Origin of the sequence: Pseudarthrobacter defluvii (assembly GCF_030816725.1) — a bacterium.
GTDB lineage: Bacteria > Actinomycetota > Actinomycetes > Actinomycetales > Micrococcaceae > Arthrobacter > Arthrobacter defluvii_A.
In genome coordinates this window covers 4450528-4470909 of the sequence record NZ_JAUSYG010000001.1, presented here as the reverse complement: position 1 = coordinate 4470909, position 20382 = coordinate 4450528, and the positions used below count along the sequence as shown (strand labels likewise).

The following is a 20382-nucleotide window of genomic DNA, read 5'->3' as shown; positions in this document are numbered from 1 at the left end:
CCCTCCAAGCCGGACCCGACCGCCCAAGTAGGAAGGCCCCCGGAAACAGGTACATAACAAGTGCCGTTCCCCCTAAATGCTTCCTAAATTCCAGTACCGGCCACCCATGACCCCCGGGGCGCCGGCCTTTTAGGCTTCGAACCGGACCGTAAATGCGTCCGTCGCTGTCAATTCCGGAACACGGGGGCAAGGTATGAAGCCCATAAGAATCCTGCTCGCCGCCTGCCTGCTCTTCGCCTGGCAGGCCGGTCCGGCCTATGGGGACATGGAGACAAGGCCGGCGCCCGATCCCGCCGGGCTGGGCAACGACATCTCCTGGCCGCAGTGCGGCAGGGATCTTCCTGCGCCGCCGGCATTCGCGATCGTGGGCGTGAATGGCGGTCGGCCGGCTACAGCCAACCCGTGCCTGTCCGCCCAGCTGGCGTGGGCAGACCAAAGCGGCGACTCGACGGGCGGCACGCCGGCGGCAGTGTATGTGAACACGGCATCGGCAGGACCTGTGGAGTCCCTGTGGTGGCCGGCAGACAACATCTACCAGGGCACCGCTGTCGCCAACCCGTACGGGATGTGCGACGGCACCGCGTCGCCTGCCTGCGGTTTTGCGCACGGCTATGCCATGGCCGGCAATGCCGCCGGGATCCTACAAGAAGCCGGATACGCTATCGCACGCCGCATGTGGTGGCTCGATGTTGAATTCGGCAACAGCTGGTTATGGGACAAGGCAGTCAATGCGGCCGAACTGGAAGGCATGACCGCGTACCTGCAGGACGCCGGAGCAGAGGTGGGGATTTACTCCACTGGATACCAATTCAGTGAGATTGCGGGCGAAGTCAGCCCCGGCAGCAACCTCTACAAACTTCAAAACTGGCTGGCCGGCCCCCACTCTGCGGAGTCCGCGCAGGAGTACTGCGAGGCTGCCCCTTTGACGCCCGGCGGGACGGTAACCACCACACAGTTCACGGAAGACGACCTCGACTACAACTACCGGTGCCCTGCGGCGTTCCCGGCACCGGCCCCACAGCCGGCGCCGCAACCCGCCCCGCCACCGGAAAAGCCGCGCTCCAGTCTGCACGCTGAACTGCACGCGGCCCAGATCGCCTGACTCCCGCCGCCCTGGCAGCCGGCTTTCCTACCGTGCACCCGGCTGCGGCCGCCCGGAAAAAGGGTCCCGAGGGTCTTTGGGGACAGGCGGCGGCGGAGTTTTGGACAGGGAGAAACGGGTGGCAGTGGCAGCACCGCCTGTACCCAGGACGCCGCTTAGTACCGCCGTGGACTGGACCAGTGAGGGGTCTTTGCTGGCACCCACCAGGCGACCCGCTTCCTCGTAGCCCATGAGGCTGTGCCCGGGGCCCAGACCGGCGTCTTCTCCCCCGCGCACATAGAGGTCATTGGTCATGGTGACGGTGACCTGGTTCCTGGCGTCGCGGTTCGGCAAGCCGTCGCTGCCGGGCACCCAGTCCGTCCGGTGCTCCAGGTGAAGGGTGCTGACGTCAGGGGCAGGCATGATGCGCGAAACGGGAGAACCGGCAGTCAGGACGTATTTGAGGTGGTACTCCTTCAAGAAGCCTTCATCAGCGGCCAGGTTCATGGCGTGAATGCCACCTTGGCTGTAGCCCACGGCAACCACGTCCGCTCCCGGTTCCGCGCCGGCGGCATGCAGCGACTGCACTACAGCCGCATTCACGCGTTCGGAGCGGCTGCCCATGCCATCGACGATGCCGCCCAAATCGAAAGGATTGGTTCCGCCGTCGGATTCGTTCACCTGGGTCCCGGGAACCACCACAACGTAGGCTTTACCGCCTCCGTTATCAACCTCAATGATTTCGATGTAGCCGCTTCCACGCGCCTCGATCAGCCGCACCCGTTCAAGCAGCCCGGCGGGACTCGCATTGAGGTCAATACGCACGCTCTCTTCCTGCGTGGCCTTCACCGGGCCCGTACGCAGCGCAGGGATATTTTCTTCAACCGCGGGCTTGATCGCGGGAAGGAGGATGACGGCATCTGCCACCAGCATTTCAGTGGCATCGCCGTTAAGGAATCCCGTCCGCCAGAAGTCCACGTGCTTCTGGAGCTCCACGTCCGGATCCGACAAACCCAGCCGCCACTTCAGGTGGGCAGCGGATTCGGCAATCTCATACTCGCGCCTGCAACTGCGCACCTGGCCGCTTATCCGCTGCAGTTCCAGGCGAACTGTCCGGACGGTCTCCTTAGCCTCCCAAACGGCAATGAGGGCCGCTGTCCCCGTGCTGCGCGGGCGGTTCTGGTGCGCACCGAGCTCCTGCCAGGCGGCGAAAAGCCCAGCCTCGATGGCGGCAAGCCGTTCCGCGAGTCCATCAAGCCTTCCGGCTCCCAGGTCCAATTCCATCAACTGGACGCTGATGCCACCTACTCCGCCGGACACCGTCAGGATGCCATCCGTCGGCGGAGGTGAGACTTGAATGGGGCCCCCTGAACCGGAGGGTGTTGCCTCTGACATTAGAACCTGCTGTCAGGCGAGCATTCGGACATAAGCGCTGCGCGGGCATGGGCTGCCACAGCCGCAGACGCCTCCCGGATCCGATCCAAGGCCCGGCGGACCGCCACTGCCTGCAGGCTCACGGAATTACGGTATGCCTGGCCGGCCGGGGATTCCCAACTGGCCAACTGGATCTCGTGGAATCCTGCCAGGACCTCTTCCGCACTGTCGGCACATTGCGCCACCTTCCTGCCCACCTCCTCTACCGCCAGGCTGACCTCCAGCCCGCCGCCCCATATCCCGTCCATCAGTTCGTCCCCCCATGCTGCTTCCCGTCACGGCCTCCCCGGCCACATGATGCGCCCCAACCCTGCCGCTTCCAACGCTAAGGATGCTGCCCTTCCCCGGTAAGCGCCGCCGTCGGCTATGTGGACAAGTAACGTGAATGACGCGCTTAAGGCCGCGGCGGACTTCGTGAAAGAATCAGCACATGCCTGAAACTGCCGCCACAGCGGATACCCGCACGCCCTCAGGACGCCTGGCCCTCGCCGCGTCACCGGAAAAAATCGCGCTTGGACCCCTGGACGGCCGCTACCAGTCCGCCGTCGCGCCCCTCGTGGACTACCTGTCCGAGGCAGCCTTGAACCGGGACCGCGTGGCTGTCGAAGTCGAATGGCTCATCCACCTGACCAGCAACAGCGTCCTTCCCGGCGCCGGGCCGCTGAGTGCGGAACAGCAGGACCAGCTCCGCGCCATCGTCACCGAATTCAACGCCGCCTCCGTGGCAGAGCTGGCCGAGATCGAGGCCGTTACAGTCCATGACGTCAAGGCGGTGGAGTACTACATTGGCCGCCGGCTCCCCGGGATCGGCATCGAGAACCTGACCGCCATGGTCCACTTCGGCTGCACGTCCGAGGACATCAACAACCTCTCCTACGCACTGGGCGTCAAGGGCGCTGTGGAGGACGTGTGGCTTCCGGCAGCCCGCGCCCTGGTGGACCAGATCAGCAGGATGGCCGAGGACAACCGCGCCGTTCCCATGCTGTCCCGGACCCACGGCCAGCCCGCCACCCCCACCACGCTGGGCAAGGAACTGGCCGTCATCGCGCACCGCCTGACCCGCCAGCTGGACCGGATCGCCAGGACCGAATACCTCGGCAAGATCAACGGCGCCACCGGCACCTACGCCGCGCATTTCGCTTCTGTTCCCAGCGCCGACTGGCAGCAGGTGTCCAGGTCGTTCGTGGAGGGCCTGGGGCTTACCTGGAACCCGCTGACAACGCAGATCGAAAGCCACGACTGGCAGGCAGAGCTGTACGCCGACGTGGCCCGCTTCAACCGCATCCTGCACAACGTCTGCACCGACATCTGGAGCTACATCTCCATTGGCTACTTCGCGCAGATCCCGGTGGCCGGCGCAACGGGTTCGTCCACCATGCCGCACAAGGTCAACCCCATCCGCTTCGAAAATGCCGAGGCCAACCTGGAGATCTCCAACGGCCTGCTGGACACCCTGGCTGCCACCCTGGTGACCTCACGCTGGCAGCGCGACCTCACCGACTCCTCCAGCCAGCGCAACATCGGCGTCGCATTCGGGCACTCCCTCCTGGCCATCTCCAACGTTGCCAAGGGCCTGGAGCGCCTGGACGTTGCCGAAGACGTCCTGGCAGCGGACCTGGACACCAACTGGGAGGTCCTGGGCGAGGCGATCCAGATGGTGATGCGCGCCGAAGCGATTGCCGGCGTCGAGGGCATGGAGAACCCCTACGAGCGCCTCAAGGACCTCACCCGCGGCCACCGCGTGGACGGTGCCCGCATGCAGGAGTTCGTGCAGGGCCTGGGCCTTTCCCCCGAGGCTGAGGCACGCCTCCTTGCGCTCACGCCCGGCAAATACACGGGCATCGCGGAGCAGTTGGTGGACCACCTCAAGTAAGCCCCAAGCCAGGGCAGAAAAAGTACGACGGCGGCGCCGGGCTTCAAAGAGGCCCGGCGCCTTCCTTATGCCCTGGCCTTCCTTATGCCCGCCAGCGGGAAGACGGGCGGGACGCACGCCGGCGCCGCCGGGGGTGGGAAACTGGAAACATGAAGTTGCTCCTGATCCGCCACGGCGAAACCCCCGGCAACGTGCTGGGCCAATTGGACACCGACCACCCCGGGCCCGGATTGACCGAACTGGGCCAACGCCAGGCGGAGGCCATGGCGCGGGCACTGGCCAACGAACGCATCGGCGCCCTCTACGCCTCCACCCTGGTCAGGACCCAGATCACCGCTGCCCCGCTGGCCCGGTTGCACTCCCTCGATGTGGAGATCCTGGACGGGCTGCATGAAATCGAGGCCGGATCGCTGGAGAAGCTGACGGACCACGAAGCCCACAAACGCTACATGGGGACGGTCATCTCCTGGGCTGCCGGCGACCTTGACCGCCGCATGCCCGCAGGACCGGACGGCCACGACTTCTTCGGGCGGTTCGACGCCGCCATCGCGCAGGTGGTGGAGAGAGCTGAACGGCGGCAGTCCGGTACCGTCGCCGTGGTCAGCCATGGTGCCGCCATCCGCACCTGGGCAGGGCTCCGGGCCGACGGGGCGGACCACGAGTTCGCTGCGCGCCATGTCCTGGCCAATACCGGGATCGTTGCACTGGAGGGCAATCTGGCTGCCGGCTGGAACCTGATCCACTGGGACGGAAGCCCGGTGGGCGGCCTTGCCCTGGCAGACCCGACGGCCGAAGATCCGACCGGGCGGGACGTAGCCGCGCCCTAAGCCTGTTGCCGATGGCGCCGTGGCGCCAACATCACCGGACACGCCCCGGCGCCTCCCAGGCTGCGCCAACTGCCCTGGCTTCCTTGGCTGTGCCGGATGCGCTGGCTGCCTTGGCTTTGCGCCGGCGCCTCCGGGATCAGCCGGGCCGCCATCGCCGCGGCGACTGCCGCCGTCGGACGCTCAAGGGGGTCCATTGCAGTCAGGGATCGCAGCAGGACAGCCCAGTCCCCCAGGTGGTCCGGGATCTCGGGGGACCGCAGCGTGCGGGCCACGAGGGATTCAACGGCCGTACCCGGAAAGGCCTTGGTGCCGGTGAGGAGTTCCAGCAGGACCAACCCCATGGCGTACACATCCCAGGACGGCTCCGCCGCACCTCCGGCTGCCTGCTCCGGGCTCATGTAATGCACTGTCCCGGAAGAAATTCCGGGTTCGGGCGCCGAGCCGGTTGCCGCGGCAATCCCAAAATCGATGATTCGGACGGGACTTCTCCGCAAGCCGCTCAACATCAGGTTTGCCGGCTTGATGTCACGGTGCACGAGGCCCCTCGCGTGAAGGTATGCGAGCGCATCGAAAAAGCTCCGGGCCCAGGGCGCAACGTCAGCTGGCCGCGGGCGCTGCAGCCGGATGGTTTCGGCCAGGCTTGTTCCCAGCGCCAGTTCCTCCACCAGGAACGGACGTCCGGCATGCAGCCCGCCGTCAGGCATGACGCCCTGGGCAACCAGGCGAACGATGGAGGGGTGGTTGAGTCCGGACAGGACGCCGGCTTCGTTCTGAATCCGCTGGTGTTGCCTGCGGCCGTTGGCTGCCGCGATCTTGACCGCTACATCCGGACCGCCTTCAACGTCCACCCCACGAAAGACTTCGGCGGCGGACCCGCGGCCCAGGCGTTCCCTGAGCTGATAGCGGCTGGCAATGGTGGGCGCTGCGTGAACCCGCGGCACCGCCGACGGCTCCGTTGCTTCAAGAATGCTCATGCGGGGGAAACCTTGGAAGCGCGACCCAAGAAGTGGACTGCGGATTCACTCTGCGGCGCAGTGGTGCCGTCCAGGGTAAATCGCTTCACGCCCATGTGGTTGCCCGGAATGACAGAGCCTAGGGGACAAGGCGGTGAAACTGCGGTGTAAGTAACCAACACACTCACGACTCCGTTGGGAAGCATCTTCAGGAACGATCGTAAGCTTACATATAACTAGGTGAACTAGCTAGTCAGGCTAGTGAACTTTTAATTCTTCTTCCCGAAGCTGCAGTGACTCGGTCATGCGCTGCAGGAAATCGACCACGACGCGTGCCTCCTCGGCGCTGAGTCCTTCCGCAACGGCCATCATGCGGCGATGCATGGCACCGAGCGTCTCGCGAACCTCCTGGTCCGACTCCACGGTGGGGACGACCACCACCGAACGCCGGTCGGAAGGATGCGCCTCACGGCGAACGTGCCCACTGGCCACCAGCCGGTCGATCAGCGAAGTGGTGGAAGCGCTAGTAATATTGAGGAACCGGCTCAGATCCTTGGGGACGACCTGCTTGCCCGACGCCTGGACCCTGAGCAGGTACCGCAGGGCGAGGATGTCCGTTTCACCCATTCCCATGGAGTCCCTGGTGCTGCGGCGAATCTCGGTTTCGGCCGCACGGTAATCGCGCAGTGCCTTCAGTACCGCCGCACTGCAATCCAGTTGCCCGTCGGGTCCATACCAGTAGCCGGACCCGACGTTGCCCAAAGAAGCCATGCCATCATTTTAGACCAACTGGTAACTAGACCGCCAAGTAAGTTCTTTGACGGTCCCGCTGCGGAGGTTATCCCAGCCCTAACCCGGAGGAAACAAGGGTGTAACCGGCGGCGCCTAGCCTTGTGAGCCATACCCCTCCGGCGAATCGAGGCAGTTATGCAGACCAACCCCCGGCTGAACATCCGTCAAGTCTCCTGGTCCAACCCCGTGGGCGCGGACCTCCGCCGCGCCCAGCAGGCCGAGCTGGACGCCCGCTTTGGTGGGCCTGACCACGAACCCGGCCCGCCGCCGTCGGGCGCCGACTGCGCCGTCTTCCTCGTGGCTTACGACAAGGGGTCCGGCCAACCCGTGGGCTGCGGCGGGCTGCGGCTAATGGACGGGACGACGGCGGAAATCAAGCGGCTCTACGTGCTCCCCTACACACGCGGTTCGGGAGTGGCCAGCTCGATCCTGGCCGCCCTCGAGGCGGAGGCGTTCAGGCAGGGCATCACCCGGATCAAGGCGGAGGCGGGCTCAGCCCAGCCGGACGGCCGGAACTTCTACCAGAACTCAGGCTTCGAACCGATCCCCAACTTCGGGCCCTACATCGGAATCAAGCACTCATCCTGCTACGCCAAAACCATCAACGCCCACAGCGCCGCGCAGACCGCCATGGCCTAGCATCAGGTCCGTCACACTCGGATTGCGGGCTGCGGCTTCGGCTAATCTCGGCCTATGGAAACAGCGGACATCACCTTCCGGACCCGCAAATGGGTCCGGCCCGAGGACCTCAATGCCAACGGCACGCTCTTCGGCGGCAGCCTGCTGAAGTGGATTGACGAAGAAGCCGCCATCTACGCCATCCTCCAGCTGGGCAACGGCCGCGCCGTCACCAAGTACATCTCGGAGATCAACTTCGTCAGCTCCGCGGTCCAGGGCGACCTGATCGAAATGGGGCTGACCGCCACCCGGTTTGGCCGGACCTCCCTGACCATGCGGGCAGAGGTCCGCAACATGATCACCAGGCAAAGCATCCTCACCATCGAGGAGATCGTGTTCGTGAACCTGAACCAGGACGGCAAGCCCGAGCCGCACGGCTACACCGAAATCACCTACGACCGGGACCGGATCCCGACCCACCACCTCAGCGGGACCGCCGTCAAGGACTGACGCAACCCACGGCCAAGGTTTTCCCCCGGTTTACACCGCGGGCCCCAGCCGTTTCCCCAACTGGTCCACAGTGAGCAGCCGGACTGTTTATCGAATCGATAGCTATAACAGCCCGGTTTTCGTCATGCCCGGCTATAGGCTGTGCGGACATGCTCCGATTCCAGTCCAGAAATGAGTCCTGATCGTGCGTACATTGAAGACTTTGGTTGCCGCCGCCGTCGCCGCCACCCTTCTCGCCGGCTGCGGCGGGGCTTCCAGACCGCCGGCTTCGACCGGCGAAGCCTCCGGAGCCCCGGCAAATGCATCCGGGGACACCCTGGTTGTTTATACCAATTCCAACGGCGAAGGCCGTGGCGACTGGTTGGCCGCCAAGGCGGCGGAGGCCGGGTACAAGATCGAGATCGTGGGGGCCGGCGGCGCCGATGCCACCAACAAACTGATCGCCGAGAAGAACAACCCGATTGCAGACGTCGCTTTCGGCCTGAACAACATGTACTTCTCGCAGGTGAAGAACGAGGGCGCGCTGGAGGCCTATCAGCCCGCCTGGGCGGGCGACGTGGACAAGAGCCTGGGCGACGGGGAAACATACTGGCCCCTGGTGAAGCAGGCCATCCTCCTTGGCTACAACTCGGACAAGATCTCCAAGGACGCCGCGCCAAAGGACTGGACGGACCTGTGGACCAAGGACGAGTTCAAGAGCCGCTATGAGCGGGTCACCGGCCTGGGCACGGCCACCGCGCAGCTGGTCTTCGCGGGCATCCTTTCCCGGTACCGGGACGACTCCGGCGACTTGGGAATCTCCGACGACGGCTGGAAGCAGGTTGAGCAGTACTTCAAGAATGGCAGCCCCGCAGTGGCCAAGACCGACCTGTTTGCCCGCATCGCCTCCGGCGAAGTGGACATGGGCCAGATGCCGTCCTCGATCATTGCCGACCGCGAAAAGTCCTTCAAAGTGAACGTGGACACGGTCATTCCTTCCGTTGGGGTCCCCCTTGCCGTCGAGCAGATCGCCCTGGTGAAGGGAACCAAGAAGAAGGAGCAGGCGCAGAAGTTCATCGACTGGTTCGGCAGCGCAGACGTCCAGGGTGAATTCGCGCAAAAGTTCAACTCCATGCCGGTCAACAAGGGCGCACAGGCAAAGGCCAATCCCGAAGTGGTGGACTTCTTTGCCGGCCTTAAGCAGCAGGACATCGACTGGGACTTCGTCCAGAAGAACATGGGCGCCTGGGTGGAGAAGATCGAACTCGAGTACATGACGTAACCCGTACTGCCAGCCGCCATTCCCGCGTTCCATCAGACAGGGTTGCCATGATCCGCTTGGAAAACATCGAAGTTACCTTTGGCGATTTCACCGCCATCCCGCATCTGGACCTGCATGTCCAACCGGGCGAGTTTTTCACCCTCCTGGGGCCCTCCGGCTGTGGAAAGACGACGGCGCTGCGCACCCTGGCCGGCTTCATCCAGCCTGCCAGGGGTACCGTCCGGGTGGACGGGAAGGACGTGACCCGCCTTCCAAGCGACAAGCGGCAGGTGGGCATGGTGTTCCAGAACTATGCCCTGTTCCCGAGCATGAGCGTATGGGAGAACATCGCCTTCGGGCTCCGGGTCCGGAAGGAAAAACCTGCCGACAGCGACCGCCTTGTGCGGGACATTGCACGGCGCGTGGAACTCAGCGACGAGCAGCTGGCGAAGAACGTGGCCGAGCTGTCCGGCGGCCAGCAGCAGCGCGTGGCTGTTGCCCGCGCCCTGGTGCTGCGGCCCAAGATCCTGCTGCTGGACGAGCCGCTGTCCAACCTCGACGCCAAGCTCCGGCACCAGCTGCGCCAGCAGCTCAAGGACCTGCAGAGCGAATTCGGCATCACCACTGTGTACGTCACCCACGACCAGGACGAGGCCCTTGCCATGAGTGACCGGGTGGCGGTCTTCAACAAGGGCGTGGTGGAACAGGTTGGGACGCCCCAGGAAATCTACGACCATGCCGCTACGGAGTTCGTCTGCAACTTCATTGGTGACAGCTCAGCCCTGACGCCGGACTTCGTGGCGGAGGTCAACCGGCTCTCCGGCGCCGGCCTCAGCACGGATGCCAGGTCCTACCTGCGCGTGGAAAAGGCCTCCCTGGACCGGCCCGCGGACGGAGGCACCGCCGTCGGACTTCCCGCCACCGTGGTGTCCCGGACCTACCACGGCCTGCACAGCCGGTATGTGGTCCGCAGCCATGGCGCGGACATCCGCCTCCTGGTCAGGGAAGACGGCGCCGCGCACCCTGGGGCCGGCACGGCCACAACGGTCTACGTCCAGCCCGGGCACATCCTTCAGTACCATCCGGGATCCGGTGCCGCACTTGCAGAGGACCAGGCGGTTGCCCTGCCATGAGCGGCAACAACGCGGTGCGCAGCATGGCCCGCTCCCCGTTCGTCCTGGTGGTGGGGGTCATCCTCACCTGGTTCATTGCCGCGTTCCTGGTATGGCCCAACGTGAACATCCTGATCGCCACTTTCTTCCCTGACGGCAGCTTTTCGGGCCGCGCCGCGGAGAAGCTGTTCTCGTCCCAGCGGGCCATGAAGGCACTGGGCAACAGCTTCCTCCTGGCCGTGGCGCTGTCCGTCACCGTCAACCTGGTGGGCGTCTTCATCGTCCTGGTGACGCATTACTTCAGGATCCGCGGCTCGAGAATCCTCTTCCTGGGGTACGCCTCAACGTTCATCTACGGCGGCATCGTGCTGGCGGCGGGCTACAAGTTCATCTACGGGGACAAGGGCATTGTCACGACGCTGCTGGTCCGGGTTTTCCCCGGAATGGACCCCGGCTGGTTTTCCGGGTTCTTTGCCGTGCTGGTGGTCATGACCTTTGCCACCACCACCAACCACATGCTGTTCGTTGCCAACGCCCTCAAAGGCATCGACTACCAGACCATTGAGGCAGCGAAGAACCTGGGCGCCTCCACCTGGACCATCCTGCGGCGGATCGTCCTGCCCATGCTCAAGCCCACCCTGTTCGCAGTCACCATCCTGTCCTTCCTCACCGGCCTGGGCGCCCTGAGCGCACCGCAGGTGCTGGGCGGCCGCGATTTCCAGACCATCACACCGATGATCCTGACGTTCACCAACAGCCCCACCTCGCGTGACCTGGCGGCGCTGCTGGCCGTGATCCTTGGCCTGGCCACCATGGGGATGCTCGCCGTGATGTCCCGGCTGGAGAAGGGCGGCACCTACTTTTCGGTGTCGAAGGTGTCTTCCGAGCTGCAGAAACAAGACATTGCCAACCCCATGGCCAACGTGGCCGTGCACGCCGTGGCCTATCTCCTCTTTGCCGTCTACACGCTTCCCGTGGTGCTGATCGTGCTTTATTCATTTGCCGACGGCGCGGCCATCCAGACCGGACGGCTCTCACTTGCCAACCTGACACTGGACAACTACGTCCGCGTCCTGACCCAGCAGTCCGGGCTCCGGCCGTTCATCGTCAGCGTGGTGTACAGCGCCCTGGCGGCGCTCATCGCAGTGGGCGGCCTGCTCTTCGTGGCGCGGCTGCTGCAGAAGTACAAGAACTGGGTGGCCTCAGCCTTTGAATACCTGCTGCACATCCCGTGGATCCTGCCGTCGGCGCTGCTGGCCCTGGGACTGATCGTCAGCTACGACCACCCCAATCCCCTGGTGGGCGGGGCCGTCCTCACCGGAACAACGGTGATCCTGCTCATCGCCTTCGTCACAGTGAAGATCCCGTTCACGCTCCGGATGCTCAAGGCGTCCTTTGCCACCGTGAACTCTTCCCTGGAGGAGGCCGCCGCGATCATGGGCGCCAAGACGCTGTATGTCTTCCGCCGGATCCTCCTGCCGCTGGTACTCCCGGCGGCGGCAGCCATCACGGCCCTGAACTTCAACAGCCTGCTGGACGACTATGACACCGCCATCTTCCTGGCCCATCCGCTGGTGCAGCCACTGGGCCTGGTGATCAAAGCCAACACCGACGGAGCCGAAGGCACCGAGGGAATCGCGAACACGTTCGTGTACACGGTGCTCCTCATGGTCATCACCGGAGTGACGATGTACCTCGTGTACGGCAGGTCCGGGCGGCGGAAGAGCAGGAAGCGGCTGCCCGCCGCTCCGGCCGGCCCCCAGGTCTCCGGCGCCGGACTTCCCGGTGCCCAGGCGCCGGGTGAGGACGACGCCACGCGACCGGCAGCTGCCGTCCGCTGACTACCTCCCCGAACCGCTGCCGACGGCGGTCCGTGCGTTCCGCCGCCGGGCCAGGTTGAGCATGCGGTCACGCAGCGGCTGGGCACGGTCCGCCAGGGCGACACGTCCGAGGGCTGAGGAGGCCACGCTCACGGCGCGGGTGCGGAGCCTCCGCTGCCGGTTGTAGGCACCCAGCGCCTGGTCCTGGCCATGGCCGTCAGGCAGGTTGTTGAGGAAGTCGGCAAGTGTCACCGCGTCCACCAGCGATTCGCAGGCGCCGCGGCCAAGGGTCGGCATCATGGCATGGGCGGCATCGCCGATGAGAGCGGTCCTGGCATTCGCATAGGAGCGGAGGCGCGGAACCGTCCAGAGCCGCTGGACCAGGCATTCCTCCGGGGTGGCAGCGGCGAGCGTGCGGCGAATGGCGGGGGCGTGGGTGGCGAAGCGCTCCCGTGCCTGCTCCAGAACGGACGCTGGGTCAATTCCGTAGGGGCCGAGTTCCGATCGGTAGCTCGCGTACCAGAAGGAGCCACCCCGGGCAGCTGCCATGCCGAACAGATCGCCGCGGCCCCAGTATTCGCCCACCTCGTCCGGCCCCACCGGAGTAGGAAGGGTGCCGCGAAGGGCAAGGTACGGAGTGAGGCGGGCATCACTGGCTGCGCCCCAGACCTCGCGGCGGACCATGCTGTGCACGCCGTCGGCACCTACCACCAGGCTGCCGTCCGCGGGGACTGACTGCACGGTGTCGGTGACACGGCGGACGGCGGCGGGCACGGCGCCATCCAGCAGCCGGATCAGGTCGATCCGGGAAATGCCGAACATCTCCCCCGCGTCGACCGTGACCCACGGTTCACCCTGTGCATTGCGGACCGACCCGCTGCCCAGCACCGGGCTGACGGCCCGGGCTTGGTCCAGTATTCCCAGCCGGGCCAGGGCGCGCTGGGCGTTGGGCCACATCCCGAGGGCGTTGCCGACGGTGGGCAGTTCGGGCCGCTTCTCATACACCGTCACCTGAAAACGGCTGGAGTCCAGCGCCGCCGCAAAGGCGAGCCCGGCGATGCCGCCGCCAACGATCGTGATCCTTTCCATGCAGGAAATTCTACTACTTTTGTAGTAAATGAAAAGGGGTCCCATTACACTGAACGCATGCCGGACCGCCGCACCCAACTGCTCGATGCCGCCCTCGCCGTGGTGGCGGACAAGGGGATGAAGGGCCTCACGCACCGAGCGGTCGACGCCGAAGCCCAGGTTGCCCAGGGAACCACCTCGAACTACTACCGCAGCCGCGCCACCCTGGTTGGGGCAGTGCTGGAGCGGCTGTTGGAGCTGGACTCAGCGCTCCTGGCGGAGCAAGGACCTGCCGGGCCGCCTAAGGACGTTGAGGAACTGGCGAACCAGTTGGCATCCCTGGTGCTGGCCCTCGCTGGACGGCACGCTGACCTGACCCGCGCCCGGCTGGCACTATCCCTCGACAAGCCCGAATCGGTGACTGCGGGCCACTTCCGGCTGGTGGGAGGGCTGCGGCAGGCCTTGGCCGCGCTGGGGGTTCCGGACCCGGAAGCCAGGGCCCGGGACGTGGCGGATTACGGCGACGGAGTGCTGCTGCACCTGCTCACCGTGCGCCGGGATGAAGACCCCGACCCCAAGGCCATCGCGGCGGCTGTCCGGCGGCTGGTGGGCAATTGAGCCTCACCCAGCCGGCCGGCGTCGTACTTCCCCAGCCCCATTAGGCCGAAGCGGGCCAGCCCGTGTACGCCTCGGCGAGGTAGGCCTTGCCGTGGCGGGAGGAGACCACGGAGTTCAGCTCACCGAGCTGGCGGGCACGGGAGAAGTCGTCCGCATCGGCCGGAGTGTGCAGCATGGTGGTCATCCAGTAGGAGAACTGCTGCGCCTTCCACACCCGGTCCAGGGCGCGGTCACTGTAGGTGTCCAGGAGCCGGTCCGAGCCGGAGTTGTAGTGGCTGTCCAGCCCCTCGAAGAGGACCTTGACGTCATTGATGGCAAGGTTGAGGCCCTTGGCGCCGGTGGGCGGCACGGTATGCGCGGCGTCACCGGCCAGGAACAGGTTGCCGTGGCGCATGGGCGTGTGGACGAAGCTGCGGAAGGGCAGCACCATCTTTTCCAGGACCGGGCCTTCCTTGAGCTCGAAGCCGTTGCCGTTGACGCGGCTGCGGAATTCGGCCCAAATGCGGTCGTCATCCCATTCCGCCACGTTTTCCTTGGGATCGCACTGGAAGTACATCCGTTGGACGGTCTCCGTGCGCTGGCTGATCAGGGCGAAGCCGTTGGCCGAGTTGGCGTAGATGAGTTCGTCGGAGCTGCGCGGCGCCTCGGCCAGGATGCCGAACCAGGCGAAGGGGTATTCGTGGAAGTACCACTTGCGGTTGGCCTCGGGAATCTGGAACCGGCAGTGGCTGCGCGAGCCGTCAGCGCCCACCAGGAAGTCGGCCTGGATCTCGAACTCGGTGCCGTCGGAATCGGTGAACCAGACCTTCGGCTTGCCCTCCAGATCGTGGACCGAGGTGTCAGTGACGCTGTAGCGGACGTCGCCGCCGTCGTCCTTCCTGCGGGCGGCTAGGTCCAGGAAGACGTCCGTCTGCGGGTACAGCCACACGGACTCGCCCACCAGGTCCTTGAAGTCGATGCGGTGGCTCTCGCCGTTGAAGCGCAGCTCGATCCCGTCATGCCTGTCGCCGTCGCGCAGCACCCGGTCCGAGACGCCGCTGTCCACCAGCAGGTTGACGGTGCCGTGTTCCAGGATGCCGGCCCGGACGGTGTGGGAGATTTCCTCGTGGCTGCGGATCTCGATCACCGTGGACTCGATGCCTGCCTTCGCCAGCAGGTGGGAGAGCATGAGCCCCGCGGGACCGCCCCCCATGATGGCGACCTGGGTGCTGATGACTTTTCGTGCCATGATCTGTTCTCGCTTCATTGCGGGCCCGCCGTGGCGGCGCCGGATCGGTTCGTCTGCCACCAGTGTGGGCCAGTGGCCGTGACCGCCGTTACAGCAATTCCGTTGAACGGTTCAGGAGTCTGAGAGTTGCCGGGCTATTCCCCGGGCGGCCGTCTGCAGCGCGGGCACCAGTGCCTGCAGGCGCATCTCGCGGAGGGGAACCACGACGCCGAGTGACGCCAGGGCGCGGCGCCTGCTGTTCAGGACCGGGACGGCTATGCCCCAGGTGTCCGGGTCCACGACGCCCTTGAGTTGGGCGAAGCCCTGCCGTGAAGTTTCGGCGAGCAGCGCCCGGACGGTATCCGCCGTCGCTTTTCCCTCCGGGTCGGTAAACCGCGACAGGTATTCCTCCTGCATCATCTTGTCCTGGTGGGCCATCAGCGCCAGTCCCGCCGACGAAATGTGCACCGGCATCCTGCCTGCCACCTGCGCCCGGTTCGCCACCGAACCCCGCCGGGACAGACGCTCTACGAACAGCGCCTCCCAGCCGTCCAGCACGGCCAGGTTCACGTTCTGGTGCAGGACCTGCTGGATGTCTTCCATGAATGGCATGGCCGCCTGGCGCAGGGCGAGCGTGGGTGCGGTCCGGTTCACCAGTTCCCACAACCTCACCCCGGGCCGCACCATGCCGCCCGGCGCGGACTCAAGCAGCCCGTGGGCGGCAAGCTGGCCAACGAGGCGGTGCGTGGTGGTGAGCGGCAGGCCTGCACGCTGAGCGAGGTCGCTCAACTGCAGGGCGCTCACGTCCTGGGGGAACGCCGAAATTAACCGGACGATCCGGTCCACCACCGAGTCGCCGGACGGGGAGTTGGCCAGCGCGGACACCTGCTTCCATTGAATGGGAAAAGTTGTCCCAGATTACACCCCTCAGTGATACAAACCTCACTGGGGCTGTTGGCAATGCTGCCCTGACCACCAACGGCAAAGCAGACCGCCGCACGAACTCCCAGAAGATACACCGAGGTATTTCCATGTCCTTTGCGCCCACTCAGCAACGTTCCAAGTGGCCGGTCTGGCTTTGCTGGCTGGCGATGGTTCTTGACGGCTTCGACCTGGTGGTGCTGGGCACCGTCATCCCCACGCTGATCAAGACCCACGAGCTTGGCTTCGACGCCGTAGGTGCCACGTTGGCCGCCACGATCTCACTGGTTGGGGTCGGCGCCGGCGCACTGTTCATTGCCCCGCTGTCAGACCACTTTGGCCGACGCCGCCTTCTGGTGGCCTGCGTCCTGTGGTTTTCAATCTTCACCATTGCCGTGGTGTTCGCGCCGAACGTTGCAGTGTTCTGCATCTTCCGGCTCCTGGCCGGTCTGGGTCTGGGTGCGTGCCTGCCCGCGGCCCTGGCCTACATGAACGACTACGCACCGGCGGGTTCCGCCGGAAAATCGACCACCCGGACCATGACCGGCTACCACGCAGGCGCCGTGGCCACGTCCTTCCTTGCCCTGCTGCTGATCCCGGACTGGCGGATGATGTTCATCCTGGGCGGCCTCGCCGGCTTCGCCCTGGTACCGTTCCTGTGGTTCAAGCTCCCGGAGACCCTTCCCGCAGCTGCCGGAGGAAAGGAACCGGCTGCAGCCCGCAAAGGCTTCCGGGATCTGGCGCGGAAACCGTACCCCCTGGTGGCGCTGGCCATCGCGGCGGCTTCCTTCATGGGCCTGCTCCTGGTCTACGGCTTGAACACCTGGCTTCCGCAGCTGATGGCGGGCGCGGGCTACACCGTCAGCACCGGCCTGGTTCTGCTGCTGGTCCTCAACGTAGGCGCAGTGGTGGGTCTGGTGATCGCAGGGATCCTGGCTGACAAGCACGGCACCAAGAAGGTGGTGCTGCTGTGGTTCGGGCTCTCCGCCGTTTTCCTTGGTGTCCTGAGCGTCAAGATCCAAAGCGAGCTGCTCCTCAACCTGGCAGTCTTTGTCACGGGCGTGTTCGTGTTCAGCGCCCAGGTGCTGGTCTACGCGTGGGTCAGCCAGCTGTTCCCGGCAGCCCTCCGCGCCACCGCCCTGGGATTCGCTGCCGGCGTCGGCCGGCTTGGCGCCATCATGGGCCCTGCCGTGACAGGCTCCCTCGTGGCCGCGAACATTGCCTACCCCTGGGGCTTCTACGTCTTCGCGGCCGCTGCCGCCATTGCGGTGGTGGCACTGGCGGCAGTGCCGCACACCATCCGGGCGGTCCGGGAAGAGGCAGCAGCGGAGCGCCCGTAACGGCCCACCTTTGAGCCCGCCCTTGGCGCTGCAGGGGCGGGTTCAACGCAGTTGGCGGTCAGCCGCCGTCGTGCGTTGCCGTAAGCGGCGCCACGCGCCGGGGGCCAGCACCACTGCAATGCCGACGGCGGCGCCAATGACAGTCTCGACGATGCGGTCGCGCAGCAGGAAGGAAGGCGAGGCAGGAACCACCAGGAGCGTCGAGATCAAAGCCAGGGGGGTGACGAAGACCTGGGCCAGCAGGTACTGGCGGATGATGAACATTTCGGCGCCGAACTGGCACAACGCCATCACCAGCACGGTCTGCCAGGGCTGCAGCCCCACCAGCAGCACGGCAGCCAGGACCAGCAGGCCCAGCACGGTGCCGATGATTCTCTGGATGCCGCGGCGCACCCGGTGCCGTGTGGTGTGGCCCACCAGGGGAACCACCGCCGCCACCATGGCCCAGTAGTTGTGCCCGAAACCCAGGCGGGACCCGGCCCAGGTGGCCAGCGTGCCGGCAAGTCCTGCGGCCACCAGGTAGCCGAACCCCTCCAGCCAGGCGGCGCGCTTTTCCGCCGGGGTGCGCCGGATCCGCGGCGGCCTGGCCCAGGGGGTGCGGTGGCTGGGAAGGATCCGGGACGAAAAGCCGACGAGCAGGGCGAAGACCGTGGTGAGGACGGCCACCAGCATGCCCTGCCACAGAGGCGGCTGGTTGGGGATGGACGCGATCGCGGCGAACGCGAAGATGTGGAAGAGCGAACCTGCCGGGCGCAGCCGCAGCCAGGAGATGGCGACGGAACAGGCACCGGCCACCAAAGTGGTGGCCAGGACCAGCAGCCAGGTGTGGGCGGCGGCATCCAGGCCCCAGGCGGGACCCATCCGGGCTGCGAGCGCCGCCAGGAACATCACCAGGAGCATCAGCAGCCCGGCCCGCAGCTGCAGCACGAAGCGGACGGCATGGGGTTCGCCGCGGCCGTAAATTCCGGTGAAGGCGCCGAAGGACGCGAAGATTGCCAGGTCCAGCCGGCCCAGCAGCACCAGCGTGATGAGGGGAACGAAGACGCCGACGGCGCACCGAAGCGCCGGGTGGTGGTCCTTGTTTCCGGGGCCAATGCTGAACATCTCAGCGAACATCTTCACGGGCAGCGCCTTTCAGGGGGTGGGTTCTGACGGGCGGCCGCGCTGACGTTCCTGGTAGATCCTACGGCCCGGACCCCGGGCAGCGCCCGCTGCGTTCCCCTGAATGGAATCGGACGACAACGCGGCCGGCGACTGTAGTGGATCACGCAGGCCCACCGACTGGCTGAGTTGGCCGAAATTACTTCTTATCGGCAGGCCGCGTCCCCAACAGGACGTTGAGCCCCCACCCCACCATAGTGATCAGGACGATGGCCCCGGCCATGGAGGCCAACTGGACCGGGGTGGACAGGATGCCAAGGCTGACGATCAGCGTGGTGGCCCCGGCGGGCGGGTGGGGCAGGCCCAGCCAGGTCAGCACCAAGGTGGTGAGCCCCACCGACAAAACGCCGCTAAGGACATGCAGCGGCGTCAGTCCGCCCACGGTCGCGGACGGCTGGCCCTGCAGACCCAGGGCATACAGGCAGAGTGCCCCTGCAAGCAGTCCCACGCCATGTCCCACGAGGGTGTTGACGGGCCTTGATGCCTTTTGCTCGGGCGATTCGAAGAACAGCATCACCGTAGGGCCGAGGCTGGGAAACAGCCAGGGCAGGTGAAACAGGAGCCCCACCGCGCCGCTGACGGCGAGGACCACGATGCTGAGGATCCCGGCATAAACCCCGGCGCCCAGCTTGTTCCAGTTCTTCTTGGCCCGTTCCAGCACTGGTGTGTTCATTGGGGCTCTGTACCCCCGGACGGCAGTAACAATCGGTTGGCAGGCCACCCACCACCCGGAAAAACCTTTGACAGCGGTGGGAGTCACTCCTACCTCTGTTTTTGGGATCCTAGATTGGGATCCCAAAAACACAGAGCTTCCGCTCAACGCTCCGGGTCGTCAAGCGGACCCTCCCCAGCGGGCTACTACATCCGCAGGGTCAGGGCGCCGGGCTCCATGGCCATGAGCACGTGCTTGCCCTGGCCCTCGTGGTCGCCGTCCAACTGGTAGTCGTCCGCGTGCTCCAGCGTGATCTCGACGGTCTTGCCCTGGAAGTACTCAACGGAGGTGTCCTTGTTCCTGCCCTTCCCGATGATGCCCGCCAGCACGGACAGCCAGCCCAGCTTGCCGTGGTGCGGGGCCAGGACCGCGATGTCCAGCAGCCCGTCATCAATCTTGGCCTCGGGGAAAATCTCCAGGCCGCCCTGGACCTTACCGCAGTTGCCCACCATGACGCTGCGGACACCCCTGTGGACCGCCCGCTTGCCGTCAATCACCACGGTCGCCTTGACCGGTTTCCCGGGGAGGTTGCGGATGCCGGCGTCCACGTAGGCCAGCCAGCCCACCTTGTGCTTCAGTTCTTGGTTGGTGTCCGCCATGATCGTGGCGTCGTAGCCCATGCCGGCCATCACCAGGAACAGCTGATCCTTGTCGGGGTCGCTTCGGCGCGCGCGGACCACATCGATCTTCCTTTCGGCCCCTACCAACGCCCCGGACAGCGCGCCGTCATAGTCGGTTACGTCGATGCCGAGGTTGCGGGCCAGCAGGTTTCCCGTCCCCAACGGCAGCAGGCCCATGGGGATGTCACCGCCGGCGAGGACCTCGGCTACGCAGCGGACGGTCCCGTCGCCGCCGGCCGCGATGACCAGGTCCGCCCCCTGGGCCAGCGCTTCCTTCGTCTGCCCTACACCGGGATCCTCCTCGGTGGTCTCGAACCACAGGGTCTCGCCCCAGCCGTTTTCCTCGCAGTGCTTGGCCATGAGTTCGCGCACGTCGATGTCCACCGTCTTTGCGGGGTTGATCACGACGGCGGCACGTTTGGGCGAAGGGGAACTGGTCTCAGTCATGGCGTCCTCAGATGCTGGTGGAAAGCAA

The 20382-nt window shown here is 65.7% G+C and carries 20 protein-coding genes; 10 read left to right on the top strand and 10 right to left on the bottom strand.

Annotated elements, in window-relative coordinates; genetic code table 11:
* The first annotated feature begins 193 nt into the window (after positions 1 to 193).
* Positions 194 to 1102, top strand: coding sequence for a hypothetical protein (locus QF031_RS20900; RefSeq protein WP_307432789.1), 909 nt, complete (start codon positions 194 to 196; stop codon positions 1100 to 1102).
* 27 nt (positions 1103 to 1129) lie between these two features.
* Here the strand turns inward: QF031_RS20900 and QF031_RS20895 are convergent, their stop codons facing one another.
* Both QF031_RS20895 and QF031_RS20890 read right to left on the bottom strand, forming a co-directional pair.
* Positions 1130 to 2365, bottom strand: a complete 1236-nt coding sequence (locus QF031_RS20895) for a hypothetical protein (RefSeq protein ID WP_307432786.1) — start codon at positions 2363 to 2365, stop codon at positions 1130 to 1132.
* Between the two features lie 110 nt (positions 2366 to 2475).
* On the bottom strand, positions 2476 to 2763 hold the full coding sequence (locus QF031_RS20890) for a hypothetical protein (protein WP_307432783.1): 288 nt from the start codon (positions 2761 to 2763) through the stop codon (positions 2476 to 2478).
* Between the two features lie 182 nt (positions 2764 to 2945).
* Between QF031_RS20890 and purB the strand changes: the two genes are divergently transcribed.
* Both purB and QF031_RS20880 read left to right on the top strand, forming a co-directional pair.
* Positions 2946 to 4388, top strand: a complete 1443-nt coding sequence (gene purB, locus QF031_RS20885) for an adenylosuccinate lyase (protein ID WP_307432780.1) — start codon at positions 2946 to 2948, stop codon at positions 4386 to 4388.
* 149 nt (positions 4389 to 4537) lie between these two features.
* A complete protein-coding gene (locus QF031_RS20880; RefSeq protein ID WP_307432777.1) occupies positions 4538 to 5215 on the top strand; it encodes a histidine phosphatase family protein in 678 nt (225 codons plus the stop codon).
* Here QF031_RS20880 and QF031_RS20875 read toward each other — a convergent pair.
* Together QF031_RS20875 and QF031_RS20870 are read right to left on the bottom strand one after the other, a co-directional pair.
* On the bottom strand, positions 5212 to 6189 hold the full coding sequence (locus QF031_RS20875) for a serine/threonine-protein kinase (RefSeq protein WP_307432773.1): 978 nt from the start codon (positions 6187 to 6189) through the stop codon (positions 5212 to 5214). The two genes, QF031_RS20880 and QF031_RS20875, sit on opposite strands and share 4 nt — an antisense overlap.
* A 237-nt stretch (positions 6190 to 6426) precedes the next feature.
* Complete coding sequence (locus QF031_RS20870; RefSeq protein ID WP_307432770.1) at positions 6427 to 6939, bottom strand: MarR family winged helix-turn-helix transcriptional regulator; 513 nt, start codon at positions 6937 to 6939, stop codon at positions 6427 to 6429.
* A gap of 156 nt (positions 6940 to 7095) precedes the next feature.
* On the opposite strand from QF031_RS20870, the gene QF031_RS20865 reads away from it, so the two are divergent.
* The 5 genes from QF031_RS20865 to QF031_RS20845 all read left to right on the top strand — a co-directional run bounded on the left by QF031_RS20865 (position 7096) and on the right by QF031_RS20845 (position 12281).
* Complete coding sequence (locus QF031_RS20865) at positions 7096 to 7599, top strand: GNAT family N-acetyltransferase (protein WP_307432767.1); 504 nt, start codon at positions 7096 to 7098, stop codon at positions 7597 to 7599.
* Between the two features lie 54 nt (positions 7600 to 7653).
* Entirely contained in the window at positions 7654 to 8088 is a 435-nt protein-coding gene (locus QF031_RS20860) for an acyl-CoA thioesterase (protein WP_255173709.1), read from the top strand.
* Between the two features lie 184 nt (positions 8089 to 8272).
* Entirely contained in the window at positions 8273 to 9349 is a 1077-nt protein-coding gene (locus QF031_RS20855; protein ID WP_307432762.1) for an extracellular solute-binding protein, read from the top strand.
* Positions 9350 to 9396: 47 nt separating this feature from the next.
* Complete coding sequence (locus tag QF031_RS20850; RefSeq protein ID WP_307432759.1) at positions 9397 to 10461, top strand: ABC transporter ATP-binding protein; 1065 nt, start codon at positions 9397 to 9399, stop codon at positions 10459 to 10461.
* On the top strand, positions 10458 to 12281 hold the full coding sequence (locus QF031_RS20845) for an ABC transporter permease (protein ID WP_307432756.1): 1824 nt from the start codon (positions 10458 to 10460) through the stop codon (positions 12279 to 12281). Before QF031_RS20850 ends, QF031_RS20845 begins: the two co-directional genes overlap by 4 nt.
* Here QF031_RS20845 and QF031_RS20840 read toward each other — a convergent pair whose 3' ends face one another.
* Positions 12282 to 13349, bottom strand: coding sequence for an FAD-dependent monooxygenase (locus QF031_RS20840; protein ID WP_307432753.1), 1068 nt, complete (start codon positions 13347 to 13349; stop codon positions 12282 to 12284).
* Between the two features lie 57 nt (positions 13350 to 13406).
* Between QF031_RS20840 and QF031_RS20835 the strand changes: the two genes are divergently transcribed.
* Positions 13407 to 13946 carry a TetR/AcrR family transcriptional regulator gene (locus QF031_RS20835; protein ID WP_307432750.1) on the top strand — a complete coding sequence of 180 codons (540 nt, stop codon included), beginning with the start codon at positions 13407 to 13409 and terminating at the stop codon, positions 13944 to 13946.
* A gap of 40 nt (positions 13947 to 13986) precedes the next feature.
* On the opposite strand, the gene QF031_RS20830 is transcribed toward QF031_RS20835, so the two are convergent.
* A complete protein-coding gene (locus QF031_RS20830) occupies positions 13987 to 15174 on the bottom strand; it encodes a 4-hydroxybenzoate 3-monooxygenase (RefSeq protein ID WP_307432747.1) in 1188 nt (395 codons plus the stop codon).
* 111 nt (positions 15175 to 15285) lie between these two features.
* Positions 15286 to 16029 carry an IclR family transcriptional regulator gene (locus tag QF031_RS20825; RefSeq protein WP_307433555.1) on the bottom strand — a complete coding sequence of 248 codons (744 nt, stop codon included), beginning with the start codon at positions 16027 to 16029 and terminating at the stop codon, positions 15286 to 15288.
* A 155-nt stretch (positions 16030 to 16184) separates the two neighbouring features.
* Here QF031_RS20825 and QF031_RS20820 point away from each other — a divergent pair, with 155 nt between their 5' ends.
* The gene (locus tag QF031_RS20820; RefSeq protein WP_307432744.1) at positions 16185 to 17414 is read left to right on the top strand and encodes an MFS transporter; all 1230 of its coding nucleotides are present in this window, start codon (positions 16185 to 16187) and stop codon (positions 17412 to 17414) included.
* Positions 17415 to 17456: 42 nt separating this feature from the next.
* Here the strand turns inward: QF031_RS20820 and QF031_RS20815 are convergent, their stop codons facing one another.
* The 3 genes from QF031_RS20815 to QF031_RS20805 all read right to left on the bottom strand — a co-directional run bounded on the left by QF031_RS20815 (position 17457) and on the right by QF031_RS20805 (position 20354).
* Positions 17457 to 18536 carry an FUSC family protein gene (locus QF031_RS20815; protein WP_307432741.1) on the bottom strand — a complete coding sequence of 360 codons (1080 nt, stop codon included), beginning with the start codon at positions 18534 to 18536 and terminating at the stop codon, positions 17457 to 17459.
* A 178-nt stretch (positions 18537 to 18714) separates the two neighbouring features.
* Positions 18715 to 19248, bottom strand: coding sequence for an HPP family protein (locus QF031_RS20810; protein ID WP_307432739.1), 534 nt, complete (start codon positions 19246 to 19248; stop codon positions 18715 to 18717).
* 185 nt (positions 19249 to 19433) lie between these two features.
* Entirely contained in the window at positions 19434 to 20354 is a 921-nt protein-coding gene (locus QF031_RS20805) for a diacylglycerol/lipid kinase family protein (RefSeq protein ID WP_307432736.1), read from the bottom strand.
* Between the last annotated feature and the right edge of the window lie 28 nt (positions 20355 to 20382).